Source organism: Actinomadura fulvescens, from assembly GCF_039533225.1.
Taxonomy (GTDB): Bacteria; Actinomycetota; Actinomycetes; order Streptosporangiales; family Streptosporangiaceae; genus Spirillospora; species Spirillospora fulvescens.
The window spans coordinates 306,337-331,171 of sequence record NZ_BAAATD010000010.1 but is presented as its reverse complement, the minus strand read 5'-3'; the positions used below and the strand labels follow the sequence as shown (position 1 = coordinate 331,171).

Sequence of the window (24,835 nt, the reverse complement as noted above, 5' to 3'; positions counted from 1 at the left end):
GATCACTTGATCGCAATCCGGCGAAAACCCCACAACACGATCGCGGCGCTCACCGATCCGACGGAGAGCGTGATGGCGAAGCCGGAGGTAAGCCCATGGATGCCGACGACTACGAGCGCGACCAGCGCTCCGACGGTGGTGCCGAGGGCCGGCCACCATGCAGGTGCGAAGAGCAAGCGCACGCGCAGGCCCGCCACGGCGAACACCCACAGGAAAATCCCGATCATGAAGGCGGCGAACCCGAGCTCGCCCTTTTCCGGCACCCCGCACGTATGGCGGCCCTGGGAGTTGATGTAGTACTCGCATCCGGTACGGCTGCCCTCGGCCAGTCCCCACAGTGCCAAGAAGGCACCGCCAGCCTGGGCGAGCACGATGATCCACCCGCTGATGGCCAGCCACGACCCTCCTTCGTCCCGGCGGCTCTCCTTTGACGGCAGACCGGCAGTCCCCGCTCCCGTAGTCGCACGTGACACGACGTGTCGCTCCTCTCTCCAAGCTGCACATTCCCGCCATTCTGACGACCGCCTGTCGCGCGCCACTGTCAAAGCTCCGTCAGACGAACCACGGCTCGTGGTGGGCCTGCTACGACGCACCCCAAGGAGTGAATGGCAAGCGAAGACAGCCGCGCCTGGGCCCGTACCGGACGAAGACGGATGCGCAGGATGGACTGGCCGACGAACTGGGCAAGGTCGGGCATGCCTTCCTCGACTTCGCGGCAGAAGAGCGGCTCTACGCCCTCTTCCACCTCACAGCCTTCCGTGGCCCTCGACGCGCCGAGGTCGCGGGGCCGCCCTGGACCGACCTCGACCAGAGCGGATCGATCACAGTCCGCGAGACTCGTCCGGACGACGACGATACGAAGAGCGAAGCCGGTGACAGGAACGTCGGCCTCGACGAGGAGACCGTCAAGGTCCTACGTGCGTGGCGTACTCGCCAGAAGGAGGAGAAGCTCAAAGCCGGCCTGGAGGTGTGGATCGATTCCGGCAGGGTGTTCACTCGACCCGATGGCTCTGCACTGCGCCCTGAGTGGATCTCCCAGCGGTTCGCTGTGGAGCGCTACAACGCGATCAGGCGCCGCCACTACAAGGAAGGCTGGCCGTCGAGCAGATCGCCCGGCGCCATCGCGTGAGCGAGCGCATGGTCCTCGTCGCGATCGAAAGCGGCCCGCTCCCGCCGATCCGTTTTCACGAGCTGCGCCATGGCTCGGCCACGCTGAGCCTCCTCGGCAAGGTCGACATGAAGGTGATCAGCGTTACTCTCGGCCGCGTTCGGTCATCATTCACCGCCGGTACCTACACCTTGGTGCTGCCCGAGGTGGCCAAGGCGGCGGCCTCCGTCGCCGGGATGTGCCCACCAGACGCCGAAAACGCCCCCGCCGAAGTGATCAACTTCAACGAGAGCGCTTCTACCGGCGGAGGATCGGGGATTTGAACCCCGGATGGGCTTGCACCCAAACCGCATTAGCAGTCCCGTGCGTGACGTTAAGACGCGTCCGGACTCATGATCTCTAGTCCGGTTGATGCAGGTCACCGCACCAGGGTGCGTCTTTTGCGTCCGGCTGGTCCGGCCCGATCGTGTCGCGTCTGGCCCCACAATGGCCCCACGGACGGCCCCACAGAGCAGTAGCCGCGCAAAGCGCCCGCCCCTCGCTTGAATCGGAGGGGCGGGCGTTGTTCCCTGCCCGCCGGTCGAGGTGCCGCGTACGGTGGGCAGTGGGATATTCGGAACGACATCGAGGGTAGCTATGGCTGGACCCGTTGACGATGGTGCCCGGCGGATCGGCGAAAACGTACGCGCGGCGCGGCGCGCGAGCGGCAAGAGCCTGGAGGCCACCGCTGGCTTGGTGGGGCGCTCGAAAGCGTGGCTGTCTAAGGTCGAGAACGGCCGCACTCGGCTGGAACGCCGCTCAGACATCGCGGCGCTTGCGCGAGCGCTGGAGGTCTCGGCCGACTACCTGATGGGCGGCCCGACTCCCGAGGTTCAGCCTGAACGCCGTGAGTACAACCTGACGGGTCTGCAGCGGGTCTTGCTCGACTACTCGCCTGACGATCCCCCGGACGTCGGCGCGCGGCCGATTGAGTTCCTCAGGAGCGAGGTCGATACCGCTGACATGGCGCTTCGGGTGGCGGACTACGCGACCGTAGCTCGCATCTTGCCGGATGCGATCGGCGAACTTTTCGTACACGCAGCGGCCGCGGACGGGCCGGGCCGAGACGAGGCGCTACGACTTCTCGTCCGTGCATGTGGATCGGACGCGACCTGTACTCTGCGGCATCTCGGCGAGATCAACTTGGCCTGGATCGCGGGCGAGCGCGGGCAACAGGCGGCCGACATGCTGGGGGATCCGGTCTGGCGTGGCGCGGCGGCTTACGGCAGGGCCCACGCACGCAGCTCGGCGAATCGGCCGCGGGCGCTCATGTTGACGCCGAAGATCGCGGACGAGGTTGAGCCGCACATCGGAGACGACATGTTCGGACGTCAGGTGTACGGCATGTTGCAGCTGTCGAGTGCACTGGCCTGCCAGGTAGACGGTGACGACCAGGGCGCGGCCGCTCATGCCACAGAAGCCGCGCGTCTCGCCGAAGGCTTGGGGGAAGACTCGGACGCCTTCGAGCTGTTCGGACCAGCCAACACGGGCGTGTGGCGAACGTCGTTGGCAGTCGAGTCAGGTCAGCCGGGAGAGGCGCTTTCCTTCGCCGATAGCGTCGAGCCTCGCGCCCTGTCGTCCAAGAATCGCCGTGCCGCGTTGCTCCTGGAGCGAGCACGGGCGCGGGCGATGCTCGGCCACAGCAGCGAAGAGGTGTCGCGCGAGCTACGCCAGGCGGAGCGGCTGTCCCCCCAACAAGTCCACAACCATCCGCTCGTCCGCGAACTAGTTGCCGACATGCTCAATCGTGCCGGCGGCAGAGACCTGCGCGGGCTTGCGTGGCGGATGAACCTGATCTGACCAGGGTTTCAGTACGGAAACAACCTCCGGCCGCTCCGGTCTTACGTTGCTGCTCTGCACCTGTGTCACGTGACACATAGAGCGGCCCTCGGCGGCGGGCTAACGCCGGTGTCCCGAGGGCCTGACCGGAGGTGAGTCCGGCTGATGACGAACGTAGCGGAGATCAAGGACCAGCTGCGCCGAGAGTTCCCTGACTGGTCGATCATCACCAGCAGCGCCGGCCGATGGTGGGCGACCCGCGCCCCCGACCCAGGCGAGCTCGTTCAGCATGGCGCCTCATGCTTCGAGGCCGACGGCCCGGACGATCTGTACGCCCAGCTCGCCGGCGTGAGCGCCAGTGAGTAACAGCGGCCCCCACTTCCCGGACGGCGTCCGGGAAGAAGATGCAGCCCGGCGGCTCGCCGCCGGGGAGGCGGCGAAGGCGACGCCGTTGAAGATGCTGCCGGTCGTGCTCGGCGCGTTCGAGGAAGCGGGGAAAGCGCAGGTCCATCCCCGCATCGTGGATTTGGTGTTGTCGTTCGTCAGGGACGAGGCCGAGACCAAGCTTGGCGGCGAGCCGGAGATGGACGCGACGGACGCGCTGAAGCGCGCGCTCGCGGCGGTGCGGCCGATCTTCGCCCGGCATCTGGGCCAGCAGGGGTATCTGCTGGGCACCGCCGACGAGGTGATCGGGGACGCCGAGCGGCGGGTTCACCTGATCGCGACGTCGGGGCCGCACGGCCCGGACGCGACGTGATCCCGCCGCGTGAGGAGATCGCGCGGCGCCGGGCGGCGGTCGAGGCGTTGGCGGCCGAGCTGGAGGGCCGTGGCTGGCACACCTACAACCGCGGGGTGCAGATGTGGGTGTGCGCGGTGCCGTTGGGGCCTGGGCGTGAGGTCGGTGCGTGGTGGGACACCTTCGTGTGGCGTCGTGGGTCGGGTGTCGGCGCGGACATCGGCCCGGTGGAGGACGTGGTGGCCGCCGCTGACCTGATCTGCCAACAGCTTCCGAGCCCCCCAACGCAGGAAGGGAAACCTTGTGGTCGATCGTCTGAACGTTGACCGAGGCCAGGTCCGCGCGGAGTGTGAGGCGTTGATCATGACGGGTGTGTCCGGGGCGGTCGAGGGTCCGCTGCGGTACTTCGCACGGGTGAAGGTCGCGCCGGGGTGGGCGGTGGCCGGGCCGGTGATGGCCGAGGTGTTCGCGGACGCGATCCAGCGTGACGCCGTCGCGGCCGGTGTGGTCATCGCCGGTGTGGCGGATCTGGCGCGGCTCGCACCGTCGGAGCGGCGCGGCTACGCGCGTGTGATGGCCCTGGGGATCTCGGCCGGTACTCGGCTCAAGGCACGCGGCATCCATCGCGTGATGCTGCGCCATGCCCGCGTGTACGTGAAGGCGCGGGCACGCGGTTGCCACGAGGACGCCGGCGCAGTCCTCAACCGGATGGGCGAGGAGCAGCTCGGGCAGTTGGTGTTCATGCTGTGGGCGACCGCTATGCAGGCCCGACGCGCCGCGCTGACGGACACGAGGTAAGGCTCCCGCGGCCCCGGGTGAAGTTCCCCGACCCCGGGGCCGCGGGCAACCAGGACGCTCAGACGGGCGTCACACCAGGTAGGAGGCACGACGGTGGGCGGCCGGTCGCGTTCGAAACGACCACGTGCCGCTTGATCAAATGACTCCCCGAGGGCTCGAAATCTGAAGAACATTCGAGACCGCGGGGATCGGCGTGAGTGCGCGCTGTACGCCTAGCCGGGATGACTCGGCGCGCGCTCACGCCCCCTTCTGCTGTACGGATACAACACTCTGAGCAGCGAATCGGCCGACGCGCTGAGCTGCACCGTTCGTGATGAGGGTTTCCGTACCCTCAGAGTGCCGTGCTCGCGCGTGCAAGGCCGTGGCAACTCCTCAAGCATGGAACCCCCAGACCCGTACACAGGGCCAGCACCAGCTATCTGCCGGTGTGCAGACCCCCCGGCGGGGGAGTCACCCGCCATCCGGCGGGACGGGGCTTTGGTCCAGGATTCCCGCCCGGCGGCCGCGCGGGAATCCTGGACCAAGAGTCCGCGCGGCCGCCGTTGGCCCCCAGGACGGGCTAGACCGGGAGCCAGCGGCCCGGTGTCGCGCGGGCAGGATCTCAGAGCATCCCGCGCGGCGCCGGTGCTGGTGAGGCGCTAGGCGCCTGTCTGGGGCGGCTCGTCGGCGTCCTGTAGCTCGCGCCGCACGCTGCCGACCGTCTTGTGGTCACAACCCACGACCTTGGCGATCTCGCGATCCGAGCGCAATGCGTCGGCGCGCAACTCCTCGGCGACGCGCACGCGGACGTTGCCGCGTCCCCGCGGCGAGGACGGGACCGGTTCTGGTTCGGCCGTGGCGCCGTCCGCGTCGTCGGCGCCCTGGCCCTCGGCGGTCGGGACACGTGCGGCCGGGTGATCGGCGGAGGGGTTGGGATCGGTGGTCTCGTCAGCCCACCCGTACCGGACCCATTGCCGGGCGAGCCGGGCGGGGACGGTGAGGATTTCCCCGCCGTAGTGGTGGCCGAGGTCGGTGACGATCTGGCGTCCGTCGCGGACACGGACGTTCACTCGCTGATCACTCATGAGGGCAGCACTCCCAGGATGCGGACGACGGCGGCCGGGTTGGGTAGCACCAGATCGGCGCGCAGGGTTACGCGCACGGCGGTGCGGTCGGAGGAGAACGCGGCCGACTTGTCCACCTGCACGTCGGCGTCTTCTCGGATCACCGCGCACACCTGGTCGCCCTGGTAGACGTACGCGCTGTTGGCTGTGGTCGCGGTGCCTTGGGTCTCGTTGGTGGCTAGCTGCGAGGTGAGCCAGACCGGCACGCCGTAGATAGAGCGCCGTGGCCCCTCCGACGGCGCGCCGGCGCCGTCGACGAGCACGGGCCGGGCTGACCCGCTGGTCTCTTTGATCTTTGTCAGCGCCCGCCAGTTGCGCGGATGCATCACGATCGCGGTTCCCTCGGCGTCGGCCTCGGCCAGCAGGCCGAGGGCATCGGCGAACGGGTCCAGGTTGGTCAGCGCGGCCCCGTTGACTCCCATGCTCACGGTCTGGATGCCTGACTGGTTCTTCAGGCCCCGGATCTCTGGAGCGGTGCCCGATCCCTCGTAAAACGACAGGTCCAGCTTCAGCGCGATCGCGCGGGCGAGGTTGGTCGCGAGCACGTCTTGGGCGTCGGGCTGAGAGTCGTCCACCAGTTCGTTGCTGGCGTAGGTGAGCGCGGCCAGCTTGCGCGGGACCGCGGTCACGGTGTCGGCGTTGGGGTCGCTGGGGGTGATCTCGGTGCCCTCGGCGGTCCAGTTGGCCACTGCATCGGTGAGGATGCGCGGGACCGCCAGCCGGGCCGCGTTGGTGCTGACGCGCCGGAATCCGGAGTTCAGGCCCACCGACATCGCGGTGAGTTGATCGAAGAAGTAGGCGGCGGCCTCGGTGGGCGCGAACGATCCGCCCGCCGTGCCGCTGGTGGTCAACCAGGTCACGGATTCCTCCCGTGGGGACGCGACATCAACAGGTGATGCGGCGCGGCCACGGGCCGGGCGCCGGTCGCCCACGGGGCGGAACGGTCCGCGGGGAGCGGGCCACAGGCCCGCCGTTCCCCACGTCCAAGATCCAGAATACCCTGACGATCACCGCGCCTTGAAGATCCCGCCCATCCGTTCGGGCCCTCCGCTGCGGCTCCGGACGCCCTGTACGTTCTGGCCGGCGCCGAGGTCTCTGGGAGAGAGGTGCGGCTTGCGCTCCACCAGATCGGCCACGGCGTCGTGGACCTTGTCCGGATCCAGCTGACCGTTTTCGTCCACCAGGTCCTCGAGCTGGACGCCGAACGCCCAAAGGTCCGTGCCGTCCTGGAGCTTTGATCGCCATCCCTTGCCCTTCTGACCAGTCATGGCGAGCCGCTCGACCTCGGCGCGTTGCATCGCGGTCACCACGCCGCGCAGCTGGTCACGCTCGGAGGCAGCCTCGCGCAACTGCGTCCGGTACCGCGCAGCCTCCCGCGCCGCGCGCCCGCCTGACTCCCCGCCCTCGCCACCCTCGGCGCCGGTCTCCGCCCCGGCACCGGTGCCGCAGTCTGCTGCCTCGGTGGCGTCGGTCTCGCCGCCACTGGTGCCGCCCGGCGCGGAGTTGGCCGCCGCGGTCGCGTCCTCGGCGGCCGCCGCCTCGGTGCCCTTGGTCATCTCGTATCCCTCTCTTGGTCATGCGTCCGATGGCGGACGCGGTTCAACTCGGCTCGAAGCGCGCGGATCTCTTCGGCCACAGCAGGAGGCAAATCCGGTTCGTCGCTCGCGCGCGCCCGCGCGGTACCTGCAGGTTGGTGATCACCCCAGCCATCTCGTCCTGAAATAAGTCCTGAATCCTCCTGTCCTCCTAGGCGGGGGGCTGGGTCCCCTCCATTTCCAGACTCAGTGCCCCCCACTGCGGGGGGCTGAGTCCCCTCCATTGCGGGGGACTCAGCCCCCCGCAGTGCCCGTCCGCGCGGTTTGAATGAGGGGGGTTGAGTCCCCTCCACTGGGGAGAACTCAGTCCCCACCATTCCGAGCGAGAGGTTCAGCGCATATGCAGCCGGGCGGCCAGGCCCTGCATCCCGTACGAGGGTGATCGCACCCTTCCTCTTGAGTACCTTTTTCGCATATTTGACCGCTTCGTACGCCTTATTCCGTTCCTTGGTGGAGGCGGGATCGGTCGCGTCCCTCGGTGGCAAGTCGCGGCCGAGGGCAAGTGCCAACTCCTCCCACCCGCCCCAGAAGAGCGGCGGGTCGTCGCTGTCCATGCTTCGAAGCGCCATCCATGTCAGCACCCGGAATGAGGTGTTAGGCAACGGGCGCCATCGGTTGTAGACGAGCTTGATGTTTCCGACCCCCATTCCTTGGTCCTCCGCCTCTCTTCTCGCCCTTCCCGCACCATCAGGCGTCGCGGCGCTGCTGGGCAGGGTCGGGGATGAGTCCGAGCATGCCGAGAAGGTGTGCGGTGGGTACCACCATGCGGCGTCCGATGCGCAGCGTTGGAAGGTCGCCGCGCTTGGCGGCTTCGTAGGCGGCCGCCCGGGAGAGCCCGAGGACGCGTCCAGCCTCGGGGACCGTCAGCGTCGGTCGCTTCTGGAGATCTGGGATGCCGGTCGGTTGCTCTTGGGCATCCGGCACGTGGGGGGAAGGGCTATCGGCCATGGCTCTCCTTAAAAAGAAGGGTGTCCATCCTGTATGGATGCGATCCCTTGCTGTTAAGGATCATGTAGATAGGTCTGGCGTCATGTCAATAAGGATGTGTACTCTTCTTATATGGAAGAGAATTCTGCAAAGCGCCACCGCAACGCGGTCGGGCCGGTCGGTGAGCATGTGGCTTGGAACGTGCGGCGACTCCGCGCGATGCGCAACCTCTCGACGACCCAGCTTGCGAACCGTCTGACTGAGGCAGGACGGCCGATCCTGGCGAACGCCATCACCAAGATCGAAGCTGGTTCTCGGCGGGTGGACGTCGATGATCTGGTGGCGCTCGCCGTGGTCCTCGGAGTGAACCCCTCAGCGCTCTTGTTCCCTCCTGACGATGACGACACTTCGATGGGCGTGACCGGCGCCGGACGTTTCAGGGCTGAGGTGATATGGGACTGGGCAGACGGGCGGGCGCCGCTCCGAGAGCGTGACTTCATCCCGGATGAACACGAGTTGCGCGAGACGTTCACTCGCTTTCAGCTCGACGCACGTCCCCCGGGGAGACGAACCTATGAGTTCCCCGCCTGGTTGGGTGGCGAGCAGTGAAGGGCGCCGTCTTCAAGCGCTGCGGGTGCCGCAACCCTGCAACAGGCAAGGTCTACGCGGAGGGCAAGTGCCCAGACCTGGAGAAGAAGAAGCACGGGTCATGGTGGGCGCGGTACGACGCGCCGGCGTCCGCGGACGGGAAACGTCGGCGGCCGCGGATCGGCCCCTTCCCCACGAAGACGGCGGCCGAGGACGCGCTTGCTGACGAGCTGGTGAAGGCTGGCAAGACCGGGCACGCCTCGGACCGCGCGCTGAAGGTCGGGCCGTACCTGGACCGGTGGCTTGCGGGCAAGGTCGATCTGAAGGACTCCACGCGGGAGAGCTACGAGGAGGCCGTGAACCTCTACCTGAAGCCGGGCCTCGGTCACCTGCGGTTGGTCGATCTCCGCGACTACCACGCGAGCGAGCTCTACGCCGAAATGCTGTTTATCAATCGGCCGTTGCCGGACGGCGAGAAGCCCAGCGAGCTCATGCGGCGGCTGATGGCTGCCCGCGCGGACTCGGTGAAGAAGAAGCTTGCGGCGGGCGAGAAGCGCGGGAAGAAGTCCACCAAGCCTCTGTCTCCCGCACGGGTCAAGCGCGTTCACGCCGTGCTCAGCTCGGCGCTGGGGAGCGCGGTCAAGAAGTCGAAGCTTCTCGACTCCAACCCGGTAGAGCACGTGGAGTTGCCGCGCGCCCCGAGGCCCAAGCCGCTGGTTTGGACGGCCGGGCGGGTGGCTCGATGGGAGCAGACCGGCAAGGCGCCGAGCCCCGTCATGGTCTGGACCCCCGCCCAGACCGGTGCGTTCCTGGACTTCATCGCGGCCGCTGAGGAACGGCTGTATGCCATGTTCCACCTGGTGGCCTTCCGCGGCCTGCGTCGCGCCGAGGTGGCTGGCCTGCCGCGCGGTGAGCGGGATCGCGAGGCGGGGACGATCACGATCCGCGAGACGCGCCCCGATGACGACCTGGACCCGGATGACACGAAGTCTGAACACGGCGACCGGACCGTCACGCTCGACGCGGGCACGGTCGAGGTCCTGGACGAGTGGGAGGCGCGCCAGGACGACGAACGCCGCGTGGCGGGCGAGGTCTGGCAAGAGACGGGCCTGATGTTCACGCGCGAGGACGGCTCAGCGCTGCGCCCCGAGTGGATCTCTCAGCGCTTCGAAGCGCACATGGAGCGGTACGCCATGATCCGCCAGCGGCACGCGGGCGGGTGGACGGTCGCCGAGATCGCGAAGCGGCACCGCCTACCGGCCGAGGCCGTTCGCGTGGCGATCGACGGTGACCCGCTCCCACCGATCCGTTTCCACGATCTCCGCCACGGTGCCGCCACGCTGAGCCTCGCGGCCGGTGTGGACATGAAGATCATCAGCGAGACGCTGGGGCACTCGCGGTCCAGCTTCACCGCGGATGTCTACACGTCGGTGATCCCTCAAGTGGCCAAGGCGGCGGCCGAGGCAACCGCGACGGTCGTTCCTCGCCGGACCGGCCCCACAATGGCCCCACAAGACGACGACAGCGCGCTCGCTGAAGTCATCGACTTCCGCGAACGCGCTGGTCGCAGGGCGGAGGATCGGGGATTTGAACCCCGGATGGGCGTGAACCCAAACCGCATTAGCAGTGCGGCGCCATAGACCGGACTAGGCGAATCCTCCAAGAGGCCAACAGGCCGAGAACAGGTTACCGGGTGTTTGCATCACCCGGCAAAGCGCAGCCTGAAGCGGGGACCAGCATAGCGATGGCCGGCCGTCCACGCATGGCGGACGGCCGGCCGCAAGATCAGCTGAGGCGGAAACCGGCGATGCCGCAGGCCTTGGAGAGGGCCTGACCGCTCTGCTGCATGGCGCTGATGCTGGACATGCTGCTTGAGGCGCTGCTGGGGTTGGAGGCCATCTGCCGCATGGCGTTGGCAGCGCTGTCGACGTCGGCCGCGAACTTGGTGGCCGCCGACTCGACGTCCCCACCGGCGTTCTGGCCCTCCGTACGGACCTTGGAGGCGAAGTCGCTGAGCTTCTGCGCGTTGGCGGAGATGCTGGCGGTCGGGTTGTTCACGTCCGGCTGCGTCATACCCGAGCTGGACAGCTGCTCAGCAGCGGACTTGATGTTGTTGCAAGCCGCCTTCTTGTCGCCGCCGCCCGTCACCGCGTCCAGGGGGCCGCAGGCGGTGGAGGTGAGCATTGCGCCACCGATGGCGAGGACGCCGACCAGCTTGGTGGCAGACATGCGCATGGGGGTTCTCCTTTGAGGGGGGTTTGATTCGGACGAGAGTAGACCTCTCGGGTCACTGGCGTCTCCGTTACCCCTTCGGCGCTCTGGCGTGACGAACGGTTCCATGACCCACATCACACAGTCGATCACGTCGTCAGCGCCCCGGACGCGCGGACCCGCGAAACCGATTCGCGGTTAGGTCCGAACAGCCGGTACAGTATTCCCCGGCAGGCACCCGTAGCTCAACGGATAGAGCATCTGACTACGGATCAGAAGGTTAGGGGTTCGAATCCCTTCGGGTGCGCCAGACAGGCCCCGACCTCCTCAAACGCAGGAGGCCGGGGCCTTCCTCGTTCGAGGCCATTGTGCCCGAACCATCTGATTTCCCTGAATCGTGCGCGCCATGGACGACGCCAGCCGCCTCACATGGCGCGAGTTCGAACGCGACCTGCGCCGCGACAAGCGATCCCCCGGACCATCCAGTCGTACCACGAGGCCGCCCAGCAGCTCGCCGACTTCGTCGCCGACCAGTGGTGCGGAAAGAGCTGTGAGCACGAGGCCCACGACGGCGCCTCGTTCGAGGAGATGACCAAGGCGCACGTCACGGACTACCTGATCGAGTACATGGAGCGGCAGTCCACCCCCGCTGCTGGGGTGCGGTTTCGGTCGCTGCGCCGGTTCTTCAACTGGATGGTGGAGGAGGAGATCCTCGACGAGTCGCCGATGCGGCGGATGAGGGAGCCCGTGCCGGACGAGGAGCCCGTGGAGGTCCCCCCGCTCGACCACGTGCGCAAGCTCCTGGAGACGTGCGAGGGCAGGAAGGCGACCGACCCGCGCCGCAAGTTCAACGATCTCCGTGATGCCGCGATCATCCGGCTGTTCTGCGAGCCCGGCGCCCCACGCGTCGCGGAGATGGCGGGGATCGAGGTCGCCCGCGTCGACATGGTCACCGATGTCGTCGCGGTCCTGGGCAAGGGCCGCAAGTGGCGAAGCGTGCCGTTCAGCGCCAAGACCGGCAAGGCACTGTCGAAGTACCTGCGGGCCCGGCCCAAGCATCCCCTCGTCGTGGCCGCGAAGGCCAAGGACCACGACTCCGACGGGCCCGCGCGACTCTGGATGGGATGGCGAGGCAAGCCGCTGGACTCCTCGGGGATCTACCAGATGATCGAGCGCCGGTGCGAAGAAGCGGGCATCCCGCGGATCCACCCGCACCAGCTGCGGCACTTCGCGGTCGACGCCTGGTACGAGGACGGCGGGTCCGTGCAGGACGCGATGACGTTGTTCGGCTGGTCGTCGCCCGCGATGGCCCACCACTACGCCAAGGCCACCGCAGGCAAACGAGTGATCAACGCCGCGCGGCGCGCGTCGATCGGCGACCAGCTCTAACGATCACACAGCAACCGCAGCCGCAGCAGCGGCTGGAGGTCCACGTCCAGCAGGCACCGCCCGGTTCCTCACCCAGCCGCTGGTGATGCGCGGCGAGGACGTCCGGACCTGGCAGCGGCAGATGAAGGCGCGCGGCTGGGACATCGACGTGGACGGCGCGTACGGCGCCGACAGCGAAGAGATTTGCCGCGCCTTCCAGAAGGAGAAGGGCCTCGCGGTCGACGGCGTCGTGGGGCGTGAGACCTGGCGCGCCACTTGGGAAACACCCATCACCTGATCCCGCTTCACCCATGCCGCCCCGGACCAACAGGCCGGGGCTCTGTCATGTCTGGAGGCATGATGCTCGACTCGATCATCCGCACCGTGGTGCCGCTCATCGTCGGCGCGGTCCTCGGCTACGCCGCCAAGGTCGGTCTCGACCTTCCGGCCGACGCCGTGACCGCGATCGTCACCCCCGTCATCACGGCGGCGTACTTCCTGCTCGCCCGTGCGCTGGAGCAGGTGTGGCCGACGGCCCGCCGGGTACTGCTCGGCTTCGGCCTGACCGGGAAGCAGCCGGAGTACGTCTCGCCTCGATAGTCTGATCTTCGTCGGTGGGCGGGGAAGCCCGACCGGCACACCGGACGCCGCGCGCTCTCGACAGCCCCACGGCTACGGAAGCGCGGGGCGTTCGGCATCCCGGGTGTGTTTGTTGTGTTTGTGCTGGTGGGGTGCGGTTTGAGTATTCGAAGCGGTACCGTTTTTCTAGCGCGGTCCGCTTCTTCGGGGGAGAAGACGGACCGCCGCTTACTCCCGGTAGAGGGGCCGATCCCCCCGCGCGGGGTCGTTTCGCTTGGGGTTCGCCCGTGAGCCAGGGCCTTCCGTAATGTTCAGTGCTGGCGCACGCCACCAGGCCTTACGGGTTGTTCGCAGCCTGATCGGCTGGGCAGGTGACGAGGCCGGTCTCCTGATCCAGACAGAGGGGCTTGAGGGCGGTCGAAACCAGGGACGTCCACACAATCTGGGCTATATCGAAATTGACGTTCTGCCCCTCGTCGGGGGCGGGAGCCGTGGTGGCCAGGGCGGGAGTGGGACTGAAGGCGAGGGCGGCGGCGAGGGCGGCGACGACGCTCGCGGTTCGGTACATCGTGATCTCCTTGCGGGAAAGGCGGGGGAACGATCAACGTCACCTAGCGTAAACAAGTGACCACTTTGAGTCAAGGGAAGGTGTGTCTCAGCCGAGGCCCGGCACCGGCACGAACGGCCCGTCCTCCATGGGAGGGCGGGCCGTTTCGTCATGCCTGGAGCCGGGCCTGCGCGGCGGAGCGATCGGGGCTGACCGTGAACAGCGCCTCATCGCCGCTGAGCTGCTCGTAGATGCCGGAGCCGACCCCGCCGAGGCCGCCACGTGGGAGCCCGAGGGGCTGAGGCGGGCGAACGCTGGTGGCCCACCGTTCAGCCGGCCTCACGGTGGCGCGTGACGGCCGCGAGGGGCTGTTGGGGACAGATCCTCCGCGACCGTCACGCCGCTGACCCACGGTCCCGGGGTCGGGGAACTTCACCGGGACCGCAGGAACCTATGAGCCCGACTCCTTCTCGACCATGTCCGCGGCATGCGGGATGTCATCGACCGGCGCAAACGCAGGCCGGAAGACCGAGCCGCCCTTCCGCCACACGAACCCGTCGCGGTCGACGCCGATCTCGTGGCCGGGGGAGTGCCTGGCCGGCGCGGCCCACATCCACGCGCCGGCCTGCGACACATACCGGCCACGCGCACGCAGCTCGGCCGCGAGCGCCTTGGCGGCCCGGCCGCGTCGCCGGATCTCGGGAAGCGACAGCATCACAGCGCCCGCTATTGGGCAGCGCCGAAGTAGAGCGCCCGCCACCAATCCTCAGCGACCTTGCGGCGTACCCGCGGCGTCTCGTGCAGCCGTGCAGCTCCTTGCATGCTGTCCGTTCGGCGGACTGCGAACGAGCCACCGACCAGGACGAACTCGTAGCTGACCGCGCGGCACTGGAAGCAGGTGGAATCCAGCACGCGCGCTGGGTCGAAGGCCCGGTACACGGGGAGCCAGTCCAGCTCGCTGGCGCCTCCCAGAGGAGGAGGGAAGTGCAGCCCGACGTGTTCCGCCAGCTGCGCCGTAGGGGTGCGTTGCCGACCTGTGGTGGCGGTCATCGTCGGCCACCGAGGCGGAGAGTGGAGGCGTGACGGCCGCGGGTCCATGGAGCCTGGGACAGCGCCGACACCGCGACCGCCACGCGTCTTGGGACGCCCAGGGGCGTCATCGCCGCACTCCGAGTGCCGTCCGCCGGATGCGGACGGCCGTGCACCGGTCTTCCAAGTCCTGCCAGCAGTCGGCCTCGACGACCACTTCGGTGTCCCTGAGGAGCACCGCCCGCAGCCTGCCGCCAGGCAGCGGATGCACCGCGAAGTCCGGGATGCACTTGGCCCACTCGACGGGCGGGTAAGGCGAGGTCATGACTGTGACGCTAGGTAGGCGCCGCAGCGCGGGTCGAGATTTATGCAGAGGTATGCAGCAACTAGCGCAGGCTGGTCAGCGCCTCGTTGACCAGCCGCCGTGCGCGTTCACCATGGACGGCCAGCTCGGCCAGAAGCCCGAACGTGTGGGCGTACATGGCGATCTCACCGGGCGCGGTAACCCGCAGCCACCCCGACACGAACTCGGCCGACACCTGATCGTCGTCGAACATGAAGAACATCTCCACCGGCCGCAGCAGTGACCGATCCGCGTCCATCGGGATGATGCCGAGCGAAACCGACGGCAACGCCATCACGTCCAACAGGTGGCGCAGCTGCTCGGCGAGCACGCCCACGCCACCGATCCGCGTCCGCAGCACCGACTCCTCCAGCACGATCGCGAACCGGTGATCACCCTCGCGAATGACGTGCTGCTTCGCGACCCGCACGGCGGTCGCCTCGTCGATGTCGTCGACCAGGCCGCGCCGCGCCTGCGTCGAAGCCAGCAGTGCCCGGATGTACGGCTCGGCCTGGAGCGGCCCTGGCACCAGCCACGAGGAGTAGATCCGGAAGTGCCGCGTCCGCTCCCACAGCGGAACAACGGCCTCGTTCGCCTGCCGGAGCCCGGCGCGTTCCAACCGACGCCAGTCCGTCCACATAGTCTCAGTCGCGATCAGCTTGGCGAGCAGCTCCGGATACTGGTCGGCGACGTCGCAGTGCACACACCACGCCCGCAGATCGTCGGCATCGGGGAGCGTGATGGCGTGCTCCAGCTTCGACACCTTGGTCTGGTGCCGGCCAGCCCGCCGCGCAAGCTCGGTCCCGGTCAGCCCAGCCTCGCGGCGGATCTCACGGAGCCGGGTGCCGAAAGCCTCGCGGGCGGCCTGGACGCTGGACGACGTGGGCACGGCAGATCAGATCTGGTAGTCCCGGTGGTCGATGGCGCGGTCCCACGCCGCATCGAACGCCGACTCACACAGCTTCACGATCGACGGCGCCGTGATGAACTCGCGGGCATCCGTGGCCAGCTCGCCCTCACCGGTGAAGTGGTGGAACAGCACCGCCTCACCATCGACGATCCAACAGTCGTTACCGGGCAGAGCGAGATCAGATGCGCGGCGCCGCGGGAGCCACCGGATCTCCTCGCCGGCCGCGACGTTGGACGCGGTCGTGGCGTGCTCGAACCGGATGTAGTCGCTAACGGGCTCGGACACAATCCGGACCCGCCGCACCTGGACGCCGCGGCCGGTCACCTCCCGGATCAGGTCGAGCCAGGGCCGCTCCAGCCGCGCCTCGAACTCAGCGGTGTCGCCGCGCGCCCACGCCTGGTACCACGGGTCGGAGCGCATGTAGCCGTCCCGCATCTCCAGGTGGTATGCCGTTTGCCGGGCGCCCTGGAGCAGCTCAACGGGGCTCGGTGTCTCGCCCATCACGTACCTCCGGGAGCAGGTCAAGCATGTCGGCCGGGAACCGAATCAGCGTCTCACCGACTGGCACCGTCTCCTTGCCGGAGGCGGAAAGGAGCTGGTCGCGTGTCGCGTCGTCGACCGTGTAGCCCTGCATCATCAGGTCTCCGGTCTGTCGGTCCCTCCGCAGGGTCGGGCTGTCGCCGTCAGGGCTGCCGCCCACTTGCCGAGGTACTCGTACCGGTCGTCGTCCATGCCCGCCTCCTCGTCATGCGTGCGTCTACGTCGACCGACTCTCACCCTGCGTGCGCGGCCCGGTCAAGCGGTTCAGGAACCTAGGCGTAGCTCAATCCGGCCGATCCCGTCCCCGGTCACCGTGACCGGTGCCTGTCGGCCGACGGTCACCCGGTACGCCTTCCGGGCCGGGACGGTCAGCCCGCTGACTGTGTGCTGGCACTCGGACGCGATCGTGCCGAGCTCGTCCCGCCGGATCCCTCGAGGGATACCCGGACCGAGCTTGGCGACGCCCAGCAGCTGCCCGCCCATCTCACGTGGGCGCACACTCGGAGCGTCATCGACTGGTCACTCGGTCGAAGGGTCCATCGATACTAAGAACGTCCCGCCGCTGCAGAGGCGGTCTGCGAGGCCACCGGCAGTTGGCGCCTAGGGGTCGGTGGTCAGGGTTTCTAGGACTTGTTCGCCGTACTTGGCCAGTTTGTTCTCGCCCACGCCGCTGACCTTGCCCAGTTCGGACAGTGACGTCGGGTTCAGGGTGGCGATCTCGCGCAGGGTGGCGTCGTGGAAGATCACGTAGGCGGGGACGCCCTGGGTCTTGGCGGTGGCGGCACGCCAGGCGCGGAGGCGCTCGAAGATCGGCATGGCTTCGGCGGGGAGGTCGACCGGTGCCTTGCGGGACTTGGCGGCCTTCGCTGCCTTGGCGGCCGTGGCCCGTTCGGGCTCGCGGCGTAGCCTGACCTGCCGTTCCTTGCGCAGGACCGCGCCGCTGTCGTCGGTGAGGACGAGCGCGCCGTAGTTCGGCTCGACGGCCAGCAGGCCCTGGGCCAGCAGCTGGCGGATCACGCCTCGCCATTCGGTGTCACGCAGGTCGGCGCCTACCCCGAAGACGCTCAGCGCGTCGTGGTCGAACTGGATCACCTTCGGGGTCTTCTTGCCGACCAGGATGTCGATGATGTGCCCGGCGCCGAACTTCTGGCGGCGTTCCCGGTCCAGCCGTACGACTGTGGACAGGACCTTTTGGGCAGCGACCGTTCCGTCCCACGACTCAGGCGGCGACAGGCAGGTGTCGCAGTTGCCGCAGGCTTCCCCGGGCTGGCCGAAGTAGTTGAGGAGTTGTACGCGGCGGCACTCCACCGTCTCGCACAGCGCGAGCATGGCGTCGAGGTGCATGCTCAGCCTGCGCCGGTGGGCGTCGTCGCCCTCCGACGTGTCGATGAGCTTGCGTAGGTTGACGACGTCCTGCAGGCCGTACGCCAGCCAGGCCGTGGACGGGAGGCCGTCGCGTCCGGCGCGGCCGGTTTCCTGGTAGTAGCCCTCGACCGACTTGGGCAAGTCGAGATGCGCTACGAAACGTACGTCCGGCTTATCGATCCCCATGCCGAACGCGATCGTCGCTACCACCACCAAGCCGTCCTCACGCAGGAACCGTGATTGGTTGGTGGCGCGCGTCTGTGGGTCAAGGCCCGCATGATAGGGAACGGCAGCGACGTCGTTCTGTACGAGCCATTCCGCGGTCTTCTCAACCGAATTACGGGACAGGCAGTAGACGATGCCCGCGTCTCCGTTGTGTTCGTTGCGGATGAGGTGCAGGAGCTGGCGCTTGGGGTCGGTCTTCGGCTCGATGCGGTACTGGATGTTGGGCCGGTCGAAGCTCGCGACGAAATGCCGGGCGTCCTCCAGATCGAGCCGCCGGGCGATGTCGGCGCGCGTCTCCTGCGTCGCCGTCGCGGTCAGGGCGATCCGCGGGATGTCGGGCCAGCGCTTGTGCAGCTCCGACAACATCAGATAGTCGGGACGGAAGTCGTGGCCCCACTGCGAGACGCAGTGCGCCTCGTCGATCGCGAAGAGTGCGATCGTGCCGCGTTCGAGCAGGCGAACGGTCGACTCCACGCGCAGCCGTTCGGGAGCCAGGTAGAGCAGGTCGAGGTCGCCCGACGCGAACTGCGCCTCGACCACGCGCCGCTCGTCGAGGTCCTGCGTGGAGTTGAGGAACCCGGCCCGCACGCCGAGCGCCTGCAACGCGTCCACCTGGTCCTGCATGAGCGCGATGAGCGGTGAGATGACGATCCCGACGCCCTTACGGACCAGCGCGGGGATCTGGTAGCACAGCGACTTCCCGCCGCCGGTCGGCATCAGCACCAGCGCGTCGTTGCCGTTGACGACGTGATCGATGATCTCCTGCTGGCCGTCGCGGAACGAGTCGTACCCGAAGACGCGCTGCAGTGCCTCGATCGGCGAGCCGGGCGCCTGGGCGGCGAGGGGCGGCAGCTCCGCCGAGGCCGGCCCGTTCGCGTGCTCGAAGTCGTCTGGAGGCAGATCTTCCTCGAACCAGGGGTCCGGCGGCGGTTCCTCGGGCAGCGCGTACGCCTCGTTCACTTCGGGTCCGCTCTCGGGGGAAGCCACCGGCTCATCCTAATGACCCTGCGGGCCTGCGGACCCCGCTATGCGGTGGCTGGCGGGCGTTAACGCGTTCGGAGGTCGTGGTGGGTGGTTGGTGGGTAGGCGGCTTTGGGCCTTGCTGGGTGCGGGTGGCTGTCAGGTCGGTTGAACGAGGCGGCGGGCGGCTTCTACCACGGCGGCGCGGCGGCGGGCGATCGCGGCGGCTTCGTCGGGCTCATCGAGAACGAGGCGGCGCAACTGGGGCACCGTGAAGTTCCAGACGACCAGGCCGAGGATGGTGAACATCCAGTCCTGGGCCTCCTGGGTACGGCGCGGCTCGTCGAGCCCTTCGGTGAAGCCGCTGTCGCGGATTTCCTTCACGTTCTCGCGGTATGCCTCCAGGCGTTCCTGCTCGCCCATCACCGGTCCCTGGCCGGTCTCCAGGGCCTCCCAGAGGAGGAGCCTGATCAGCTCAGGGTGTCCGTGATACCAGTCGAAGAGCAGGCCGACGCTCTCGGGCAGCGCGGCCGGGTCGAGCTGGACGGCGTGGCAGATCTCTTCGAGCTTGGCACGCACGACCGTCCCGAAGAGCTTCTCCTTGCCGCCGAAGTAGAGGTAGATCGCCTGCTTGTTGGCCTTGGCGGACGCGGCGATGCGCTCGACCCGCGCGCCGGCCAGGCCGTGCTCGGCGAACTCGGCGGTGGCGGCCTCGAAGATCCGCCGCCGGGTGGCCTCCGCGTCGTACGTCATGACCCAATTAAACCATCCAGTTGACTTTGTGGTGCGACGTGGCCACGCAGACGGTTTATTTGAGGAAGGGAATGTTCATGATGGGCCGGCTCCGGTTGCCCTTCCTTAGCCCACCGCTGGGCTCGGCGTGCTCGTTCGGCAATGGCCACCGGCTGCCGGCTCGGCGCTGGTGGCGGTACGCAGACGCGCGTTACGTGTTCGGTTGGTCGGGCCGGGGTGCGGTGCCGACCTTGGCGACCAGGTCGGTGGTGACGGCGTCGAGGTTCTCGGCCACGTGAGAGGCCAGGGCGAGCGCGTCGGCGGCGGGCGGGTAGCGCGGGTGCGGAACGGCGATCACCCGCATGCCCGCCGCGTACGCCGAACGCAGGCCGTTGCTGGAGTCCTCGATCGCCACGCACTCCGCCGGTGTGACGTCCAGGCGCGCGGCCGCGGTGAGGTAGCCGTCAGGCTCGGGTTTGCCGCGGTCGACCTCCTCCGTCGAGACGGTCGCACGGAACAGGACGTCCACGCCGAGCCGTCCCAGAACGAGGTCGATCAAGGCCCGGGGAGACGAACTGTTCAGGCCGAGCGGGTAATCCCCCGCGAGCCTGCGCACGGTCTCCACCGCGCCCGGCATCAGCGGAAGATTCTCGGCGTACCGCCGGCTCATCCGGTCGATCACCTCGTACGCGACGTCCTCGGCGGTGAGGCCGTCGACGAGGTCGGTGGCGAGGTAGTCGGCCCACTCCTCGGTGCTCATGCCCATCAGGCGGTCCTGGGTGTCGGGCAGCCAGCGGCCGCCATGGTCGGCGACGAAGCCGCGGCGGACCTCCTCCCAGACCGGTTCGGTGTCGATGAGGACGCCATCCAGGTCGAACACGACGGCCTGTACGGACATGATCCCTCCCGGTCGGGCGGCTGAGAGCCGGATGACGCCGCCTCCTGGCAACGATCTCTACCCAAGGCGAAACCCGGCAGAACCTTCATCCCGCTTCCGGATGAATTCCGGCTGACCTGCATATATCCGGCAGATAAGGCAAAACGGTGCGCGGGTCTGGCATGGTGGTGGCGCTCCGATCCCCCTCCGGAGCACTGGAGAGGAGACTGCCCATGGTGTTCCTTGGACTGGTCCTGGCCGTCGCCGCCGCCGTCTTCGGTGTCGGCATCGCGATGGAGAACACCGGCCCCGCCGAACTGGTCGTTTTCGGTGAATCGGTGCCGGGTGTGACGAACCTCTGGCAGGTGTTCTTCGCGGGCGCGGCCGTCGCCGTCGTCTTCGTCCTCGGCCTGACGCTCACGTTCGTCGGGATGGGCCGGATGGTGCGCACCCGCCGTGACCTCCGCTATCTGCGCGAGGAGCACGAGGAGTCGCTCACCACGCTGGAAATGGAGAAGCGTGAGCTTCAGCGGGAGCTCGCCCGCATCCGGCAGGCCGGTGGCGCGCCCCGTTCCCAGCGTTCGGACGCCGTCGCCCCGCGCCGAAGTGGCCCCCGCCGCGAACCGAACCCCGCCCCCGCCCCCGCCCCCGTCCCCGCGCCCCCTGCTCCTGCGGCTGCCGCCGCGCCCGGCCGTTCCCAGGTGACCACCAACTCCTCGTTCTTCGACCGCGCCGACTGACGTCCTGCTGGTCCTCGGAGATGAGATCGGCCGGGGAGATATCGCCGCACAGTGCGATGGGACGGGACCCGGCCTCGACGCATGATCGAGATGTGCGGATACTCCTCAAGATTGCGATCACGGCGGCGGCGCTCTGGGTGGCGACCGCCCTGATCGACGGCATCTCGCTCACCGGGGACACCGGACCGCGACGCGCGGCCACCCTGGTCGGCGTCGCCGTGATCTTCGGCCTGATCAACGCCGTCATCAAGCCGATCGTCAAGACCCTCGGCTGCGCGCTGTACGTGCTCACCCTGGGCCTGATCGGGCTCGTGGTGAACGCCCTGCTGCTGTTGCTCACGAGCGAACTGGCCGAGCGCCTCGAACTGCCCTTCCACGTGGACGGCTTCTGGCCGGCGTTCTGGGGCGCCATCGTGGTAGGCGTCGTCGGCTGGATCCTCAACCTGCTCCTGAACGACGACTGACCCTCCCTGCCAACACCGACAGGGCCGCGAGGCGTCAGCCGATGGCGCAAGCGAACGCCAGCCGATGGCGCAAGCGAACGCCAGCCGATGGCGCATGCGAACGTCAGGCGATGGCGCGGGTGAAAGGGCTTTGTGTCAGGCGATCGGCGTCTGCGATCTCCACGTACTCCGCGTACTCCGGCGGAGTCTGGCCCGGGGCGCCGATCAGCACCTGGTTACGTGCGTGTACGGCGCCGACGAGGAGGTCCGCGTCGTTCAGCCGAGCCGCTCCGACGACCACCAGCGTGTCGTAGTCCATCGTGATCACAGGTGAGGCGCCGACCGTTTCAGGGGTGCCGCCGACCAGTCCCGCCTTGTCGAGGAGGAGCTGGACGGGGAGTTCGGTGCCTTCGAGATGTCCGGAGAGCTCCTCGATCCGCGCCATGGCCCGGCTCTGGTGCTCCGTGATCGACTGCGTGCCGCAGATCTCCTGCACCTTCTCGCGCGAACGGGCCTCGGCCTCGGCCGCCGTGTCGATCTCCGTACGGAGGGCGACGAGCTCCCGCTCCGACTCGGCACGCCGCTGTGCCAGCCCGTTCGCGGCTGCGGCGGCCTGCTGCGCCGCCGTCTCGGCCCGCGCCCCGGCGTGTTCGGCCGCTGCCACGGCGTCCCGGTGCGCACGGTAGGCGACGGCCAACTGTTCCTCGGCCTGCCGAGCCACTTGCTGAGCCTGCCGGGCGGCCATGCTCGCCTGCGTCGCGACGTCGACGGCCTCCGCCGCTTGCCGTGCCTGCTCGCGGTGGGCGGTGGTAGCGGACTCGCGGTCCGCGGCGAGACGCGACAGATGCGCGGTCAGCCGTTCCTGAGCGGCCTGGGCGGCCGCGAGCCCGGCGCCGCCCTCCGAAATGAACCTGGCCAGCCCCGCATGATGCGCGGCGGCTCGTTCGGCCACCTCGGTCGCCTGCCGCGCGCGCGTGGCGGCCTCTTCGGCCTCGCGGGCCTGGGTCTTCACGTCGATACGCAGTTCCTCCAGCCTGGGCGGCGGGGCGGAGACGTGCAGACGTTGGCCGAACGTCAACTTGCGGCGCTGCGCGGCCAGGGTCGATTCCGCCGACTTGAGGCGGTAGTAGCGGGTGTGCCACTCCGCTTCTGCGTCGGTCGCCGCACTGTTGAGCCGTTCCGCTTCCTCGGTAGCCCGGGGCAAGTCCTCCTGTGCCCTGGCCAGTTCCTGGACTAGCGACGCCTCAGCCCGGCGTGCCTCCTCAAGCTCCGCTTGGCAACGGGCAGCCTCCTGATCGAGCGCGACGCAGCGTGCGTACGCCTCGTCGGCGGTACGAGTGTGCTCCCCGGCCTCGGCCGCCGCCGTATCGGCCAGCGCCTGGAGCCGTTCGGCCTCCGCACGCGGCTCGGCCGTCTCCCCGGCCAGCCGTTCCGCCTCCTCAGCGAGCCGATCGCGCTCTTCGTGGCTCTCGGTGATGGCCTGCTCTGCTTGAGCGGCCTCTGTACGCAGGGTGGAGAGCTCCTGCTCCAGCCGTTCGATCTCGGCCGCCATCCGTTCGCCGAACCGTTCGTGCTTTGCCTTCACCTTGTCGAGGACTTCGGTGTCACGCGGCCATTGTTCGAGCCAGAGGAGTTCACGCTGAAGCTGCTTGGCCTCGGCCCGCCAAGCCTTACGCCAGGCGTCCCCACCCAGCGAGACCGTCGCGCCCCGGACTATCCCCGCCGGTGCGGGCTCCACCTCCGGGTTTGGTGGCGGCTCGATGTCCATGATCGTTCCGACATCGGCCTGATCGGGTGCGGTCGCCTCGACCTTCAGGGCGAACACCTCGTCCCCGACCGCCTCCACGACCCGCTCGGCCAGCTCAACGGTCGGCGCCAGCAGCAGCACCCTCTCGCCGCCTTCCAACACGGCCGCACGCGCCGTCGCCACCTCGGCCTCGTCGTCATCGACCTCGACCACGCGTGTCCGCGCCCCCACCCGGCCTTCCACCAGGAACTCCGCGAGCTCGTCCCAATCCCCGGTGACGCGCCCTTCCCGGAACGAACGCATGGCCTCAAGATGCGCCGCCCACCCGACCGGCCTTCCACCGCTCGTGGACCTCTCCCGAAGCCGACTCTCCAACTCCTCATAAACCCCGATCAGGGGCACGTAGACCTCATCGACCAGCTCCCCCAGCCGTTCCGGCCCCTCCACAACCGGCAACGCCAAGGTCCCATCCGCACTAACCTGCTCCGCGTCTGTCGCGTTCGCGCCGGGCAGTGCTGCGCCTGCCTCGCCCAGTTGCGGCTCATCTGAGCCGAAGAGCTCTGCGTCGGGCTGCGGCTCATCTGGCACGAAGAGCTCTGCGTCCGCGTCCGGCTGCTCCGCGCCAGCCTGGTCTGCGCCAAGCTGGTTCGTGCCAGCCTCGTCTGAGCCTGCGACATCTGCTCTACGGGAGATACTCGGGCTGGACGGCTCCGCGCTGACCTGTTGCGTGACCAGCGGATCCGTGTCCAGTTCGCCTGCGTCAGACTCGTCTGTGTCTGCTACCTCTGTGCTGGGCAGTGCTGCATGGGACTTATCCGGGCTGAACGGTTCCGCGCCAGTGCCGGGCTGCTCTATCCCGGCTTGAGAGGCGCCCAAGTGGTGCTCGTCTGCGTCAGTTTCGGCTGTGCCTGGCGCGTCCGCGGTGGGAGGATCCACGGCGGTCTCATCGGTGCTGGGTGTGGCTTCGCTCTCTGGGACGGTGGTGCTCGGTTCGTTTGTATCCGGAACGACCGGGGCTTCATCCAGGACGGGAAGGGCCATCGTCTGGGCCGAGGGAGACTCCGGCTCCGGCTCATCCACGGTAGGCAGCGGTTTGGTCTCGTCTGGCGAGGCGGACGGGAGGACCAGGTCGGCCGTGTCCGCTCTGCCTGAACGGGCGGTCATTCTGGGACGTGGCTCGGTCGTGGGCTCGGTCTGTGGCTCGTCGCCGGTTCCGTTGGCGTCTTCCGGATGCTGCACCGCGGCCATCCCCGTTCTAGTTCGGCTCGTGGCCGTCGTCTCCAATCCTGCGCGGGACTAACGTCTCACAGGTTTTGGATCATCGGTGTCCCGCGAGGAGGGCGTGATGGTCGATGCCATTGACGGGTTGCGGATCGGTGGAGCGTGTCGCCGAAGAGCGCCACGGAGCCCGACAGGGCGACCACCACGGCCTGGATGACCGCGGTGGCGCCCAGTCCGGCCACCGAAATCCACAAGGTCCGCATGCCCTCCGGGCTGGACTCCATGGCCGAGTCCACCTTGCAGCCTTCGGGCAGTCGCCATTGGC

At 68.4% G+C, this 24,835-nt stretch carries 32 protein-coding genes, 2 tRNA genes and 1 pseudogene; 15 read left to right on the top strand and 20 right to left on the bottom strand.

Translation table 11 applies throughout. From position 1 onward, the window contains the following. Positions 1 to 2 precede the first annotated feature (2 nt). Complete coding sequence (locus tag ABD333_RS33425; RefSeq protein ID WP_344546536.1) at positions 3 to 371, bottom strand: hypothetical protein; 369 nt, start codon at positions 369 to 371, stop codon at positions 3 to 5. 95 nt (positions 372 to 466) lie between these two features. Between ABD333_RS33425 and ABD333_RS33420 the strand changes: the two genes are divergently transcribed. From ABD333_RS33420 to ABD333_RS33390, 7 genes are all read left to right on the top strand, one after another. Then, a complete protein-coding gene (locus ABD333_RS33420) occupies positions 467 to 1,129 on the top strand; it encodes a hypothetical protein (protein ID WP_344546535.1) in 663 nt (220 codons plus the stop codon). After that, entirely contained in the window at positions 1,126 to 1,431 is a 306-nt protein-coding gene (locus tag ABD333_RS33415; protein ID WP_344546534.1) for a site-specific integrase, read from the top strand. Before ABD333_RS33420 ends, ABD333_RS33415 begins: the two co-directional genes overlap by 4 nt. Before the next feature lie 313 nt (positions 1,432 to 1,744). Beyond that, positions 1,745 to 2,947, top strand: a complete 1,203-nt coding sequence (locus ABD333_RS33410) for a helix-turn-helix domain-containing protein (protein ID WP_344546533.1) — start codon at positions 1,745 to 1,747, stop codon at positions 2,945 to 2,947. A 144-nt stretch (positions 2,948 to 3,091) separates the two neighbouring features. After that, positions 3,092 to 3,292, top strand: coding sequence for a hypothetical protein (locus tag ABD333_RS33405; RefSeq protein ID WP_344546532.1), 201 nt, complete (start codon positions 3,092 to 3,094; stop codon positions 3,290 to 3,292). After that, positions 3,285 to 3,683 carry a hypothetical protein gene (locus ABD333_RS33400; RefSeq protein ID WP_344546531.1) on the top strand — a complete coding sequence of 133 codons (399 nt, stop codon included), beginning with the start codon at positions 3,285 to 3,287 and terminating at the stop codon, positions 3,681 to 3,683. The genes ABD333_RS33405 and ABD333_RS33400 overlap by 8 nt, the downstream gene beginning before the upstream one ends. Continuing rightward, positions 3,680 to 3,988, top strand: a complete 309-nt coding sequence (locus tag ABD333_RS33395) for a hypothetical protein (RefSeq protein ID WP_344546530.1) — start codon at positions 3,680 to 3,682, stop codon at positions 3,986 to 3,988. The genes ABD333_RS33400 and ABD333_RS33395 overlap by 4 nt, the downstream gene beginning before the upstream one ends. A 37-nt stretch (positions 3,989 to 4,025) precedes the next feature. Next, complete coding sequence (locus ABD333_RS33390) at positions 4,026 to 4,460, top strand: hypothetical protein (protein WP_344546529.1); 435 nt, start codon at positions 4,026 to 4,028, stop codon at positions 4,458 to 4,460. Positions 4,461 to 5,098: 638 nt separating this feature from the next. Here ABD333_RS33390 and ABD333_RS33385 read toward each other — a convergent pair. The 4 genes from ABD333_RS33385 to ABD333_RS33370 form a co-directional block, all read right to left on the bottom strand. Continuing rightward, the gene (locus tag ABD333_RS33385; protein ID WP_344546528.1) at positions 5,099 to 5,524 is read right to left on the bottom strand and encodes a hypothetical protein; all 426 of its coding nucleotides are present in this window, start codon (positions 5,522 to 5,524) and stop codon (positions 5,099 to 5,101) included. Next, positions 5,521 to 6,423, bottom strand: coding sequence for a phage major capsid protein (locus ABD333_RS33380; protein WP_344546527.1), 903 nt, complete (start codon positions 6,421 to 6,423; stop codon positions 5,521 to 5,523). Before ABD333_RS33380 ends, ABD333_RS33385 begins: the two co-directional genes overlap by 4 nt. Before the next feature lie 147 nt (positions 6,424 to 6,570). After that, the gene (locus ABD333_RS33375) at positions 6,571 to 7,119 is read right to left on the bottom strand and encodes a hypothetical protein (RefSeq protein WP_344546526.1); all 549 of its coding nucleotides are present in this window, start codon (positions 7,117 to 7,119) and stop codon (positions 6,571 to 6,573) included. Between the two features lie 726 nt (positions 7,120 to 7,845). Continuing rightward, positions 7,846 to 8,106: a helix-turn-helix domain-containing protein gene (locus ABD333_RS33370; RefSeq protein WP_344546525.1), complete on the bottom strand. Its 261-nt coding sequence runs from the start codon at positions 8,104 to 8,106 to the stop codon at positions 7,846 to 7,848. A 111-nt stretch (positions 8,107 to 8,217) separates the two neighbouring features. Between ABD333_RS33370 and ABD333_RS33365 the strand changes: the two genes are divergently transcribed. Further along, on the top strand, positions 8,218 to 8,694 hold the full coding sequence (locus ABD333_RS33365; RefSeq protein WP_344546524.1) for a helix-turn-helix domain-containing protein: 477 nt from the start codon (positions 8,218 to 8,220) through the stop codon (positions 8,692 to 8,694). Between the two features lie 409 nt (positions 8,695 to 9,103). Here ABD333_RS33365 and ABD333_RS33360 read toward each other — a convergent pair whose 3' ends face one another. Next, the gene (locus ABD333_RS33360; protein ID WP_344546523.1) at positions 9,104 to 9,247 is read right to left on the bottom strand and encodes a hypothetical protein; all 144 of its coding nucleotides are present in this window, start codon (positions 9,245 to 9,247) and stop codon (positions 9,104 to 9,106) included. Here ABD333_RS33360 and ABD333_RS33355 point away from each other — a divergent pair. Next, positions 9,177 to 10,094, top strand: a pseudogene (locus ABD333_RS33355) (tyrosine-type recombinase/integrase); the annotation flags it as partial. The gene ABD333_RS33360 and the pseudogene ABD333_RS33355 overlap by 71 nt on opposite strands. Positions 10,095 to 10,245: 151 nt before the next feature. On the opposite strand, the gene ABD333_RS33350 reads toward ABD333_RS33355, so the two are convergent. Together ABD333_RS33350 and ABD333_RS33345 are read right to left on the bottom strand one after the other, a co-directional pair. Further along, positions 10,246 to 10,334 (bottom strand) — tRNA-Ser (locus tag ABD333_RS33350). Positions 10,335 to 10,458: 124 nt separating this feature from the next. Then, the gene (locus tag ABD333_RS33345) at positions 10,459 to 10,908 is read right to left on the bottom strand and encodes a hypothetical protein (protein WP_344546522.1); all 450 of its coding nucleotides are present in this window, start codon (positions 10,906 to 10,908) and stop codon (positions 10,459 to 10,461) included. 210 nt (positions 10,909 to 11,118) lie between these two features. Between ABD333_RS33345 and ABD333_RS33340 the strand changes: the two genes are divergently transcribed. The 4 genes from ABD333_RS33340 (at position 11,119) to ABD333_RS33325 (ending at position 12,852) form a co-directional block, all read left to right on the top strand. Next, positions 11,119 to 11,194 (top strand) — tRNA-Arg (locus ABD333_RS33340). Between the two features lie 119 nt (positions 11,195 to 11,313). After that, entirely contained in the window at positions 11,314 to 12,273 is a 960-nt protein-coding gene (locus ABD333_RS33335) for a tyrosine-type recombinase/integrase (RefSeq protein ID WP_344546521.1), read from the top strand. A gap of 85 nt (positions 12,274 to 12,358) precedes the next feature. Next, positions 12,359 to 12,550 carry a peptidoglycan-binding domain-containing protein gene (locus ABD333_RS33330; protein WP_344546608.1) on the top strand — a complete coding sequence of 64 codons (192 nt, stop codon included), beginning with the start codon at positions 12,359 to 12,361 and terminating at the stop codon, positions 12,548 to 12,550. A 47-nt stretch (positions 12,551 to 12,597) separates the two neighbouring features. Next, positions 12,598 to 12,852 (top strand): hypothetical protein, encoded by a 255-nt coding sequence (locus tag ABD333_RS33325; protein WP_344546520.1) that lies wholly within the window; start codon positions 12,598 to 12,600, stop codon positions 12,850 to 12,852. 316 nt (positions 12,853 to 13,168) lie between these two features. Here the strand turns inward: ABD333_RS33325 and ABD333_RS33320 are convergent, their stop codons facing one another. The 11 genes from ABD333_RS33320 to ABD333_RS33270 all read right to left on the bottom strand — a co-directional run bounded on the left by ABD333_RS33320 (position 13,169) and on the right by ABD333_RS33270 (position 20,380). Next, a complete protein-coding gene (locus ABD333_RS33320; RefSeq protein ID WP_344546519.1) occupies positions 13,169 to 13,399 on the bottom strand; it encodes a hypothetical protein in 231 nt (76 codons plus the stop codon). Positions 13,400 to 13,547: 148 nt separating this feature from the next. Continuing rightward, positions 13,548 to 13,721: a hypothetical protein gene (locus ABD333_RS33315; protein ID WP_344546518.1), complete on the bottom strand. Its 174-nt coding sequence runs from the start codon at positions 13,719 to 13,721 to the stop codon at positions 13,548 to 13,550. A 108-nt stretch (positions 13,722 to 13,829) separates the two neighbouring features. Beyond that, positions 13,830 to 14,093, bottom strand: a complete 264-nt coding sequence (locus ABD333_RS33310; protein ID WP_344546517.1) for a hypothetical protein — start codon at positions 14,091 to 14,093, stop codon at positions 13,830 to 13,832. 11 nt (positions 14,094 to 14,104) lie between these two features. Further along, positions 14,105 to 14,428, bottom strand: coding sequence for a hypothetical protein (locus tag ABD333_RS33305; RefSeq protein ID WP_344546516.1), 324 nt, complete (start codon positions 14,426 to 14,428; stop codon positions 14,105 to 14,107). 106 nt (positions 14,429 to 14,534) lie between these two features. Next, on the bottom strand, positions 14,535 to 14,732 hold the full coding sequence (locus tag ABD333_RS33300; RefSeq protein WP_344546515.1) for a hypothetical protein: 198 nt from the start codon (positions 14,730 to 14,732) through the stop codon (positions 14,535 to 14,537). A 61-nt stretch (positions 14,733 to 14,793) separates the two neighbouring features. Beyond that, positions 14,794 to 15,639, bottom strand: a complete 846-nt coding sequence (locus ABD333_RS33295; RefSeq protein ID WP_344546514.1) for a helix-turn-helix domain-containing protein — start codon at positions 15,637 to 15,639, stop codon at positions 14,794 to 14,796. Between the two features lie 6 nt (positions 15,640 to 15,645). Continuing rightward, a complete protein-coding gene (locus ABD333_RS33290; RefSeq protein ID WP_344546513.1) occupies positions 15,646 to 16,161 on the bottom strand; it encodes a DUF6879 family protein in 516 nt (171 codons plus the stop codon). A 303-nt stretch (positions 16,162 to 16,464) separates the two neighbouring features. Beyond that, positions 16,465 to 16,698 carry a hypothetical protein gene (locus ABD333_RS33285; protein ID WP_344546512.1) on the bottom strand — a complete coding sequence of 78 codons (234 nt, stop codon included), beginning with the start codon at positions 16,696 to 16,698 and terminating at the stop codon, positions 16,465 to 16,467. Between the two features lie 102 nt (positions 16,699 to 16,800). Further along, a complete protein-coding gene (gene recQ, locus ABD333_RS33280) occupies positions 16,801 to 18,777 on the bottom strand; it encodes a DNA helicase RecQ (RefSeq protein ID WP_410558149.1) in 1,977 nt (658 codons plus the stop codon). A gap of 132 nt (positions 18,778 to 18,909) precedes the next feature. Further along, positions 18,910 to 19,503, bottom strand: coding sequence for a TetR/AcrR family transcriptional regulator (locus tag ABD333_RS33275; protein WP_344546511.1), 594 nt, complete (start codon positions 19,501 to 19,503; stop codon positions 18,910 to 18,912). A 190-nt stretch (positions 19,504 to 19,693) separates the two neighbouring features. Further along, complete coding sequence (locus ABD333_RS33270) at positions 19,694 to 20,380, bottom strand: HAD family hydrolase (protein ID WP_344546510.1); 687 nt, start codon at positions 20,378 to 20,380, stop codon at positions 19,694 to 19,696. A gap of 212 nt (positions 20,381 to 20,592) precedes the next feature. On the opposite strand from ABD333_RS33270, the gene ABD333_RS33265 reads away from it, so the two are divergent. Next, entirely contained in the window at positions 20,593 to 21,099 is a 507-nt protein-coding gene (locus ABD333_RS33265; RefSeq protein WP_344546509.1) for a hypothetical protein, read from the top strand. Between the two features lie 92 nt (positions 21,100 to 21,191). Continuing rightward, complete coding sequence (locus ABD333_RS33260) at positions 21,192 to 21,563, top strand: phage holin family protein (protein WP_344546508.1); 372 nt, start codon at positions 21,192 to 21,194, stop codon at positions 21,561 to 21,563. Positions 21,564 to 21,666: 103 nt separating this feature from the next. Here the strand turns inward: ABD333_RS33260 and ABD333_RS33255 are convergent, their stop codons facing one another. After that, positions 21,667 to 24,537 (bottom strand): coiled-coil domain-containing protein, encoded by a 2,871-nt coding sequence (locus tag ABD333_RS33255; protein ID WP_344546507.1) that lies wholly within the window; start codon positions 24,535 to 24,537, stop codon positions 21,667 to 21,669. Between the last annotated feature and the right edge of the window lie 298 nt (positions 24,538 to 24,835).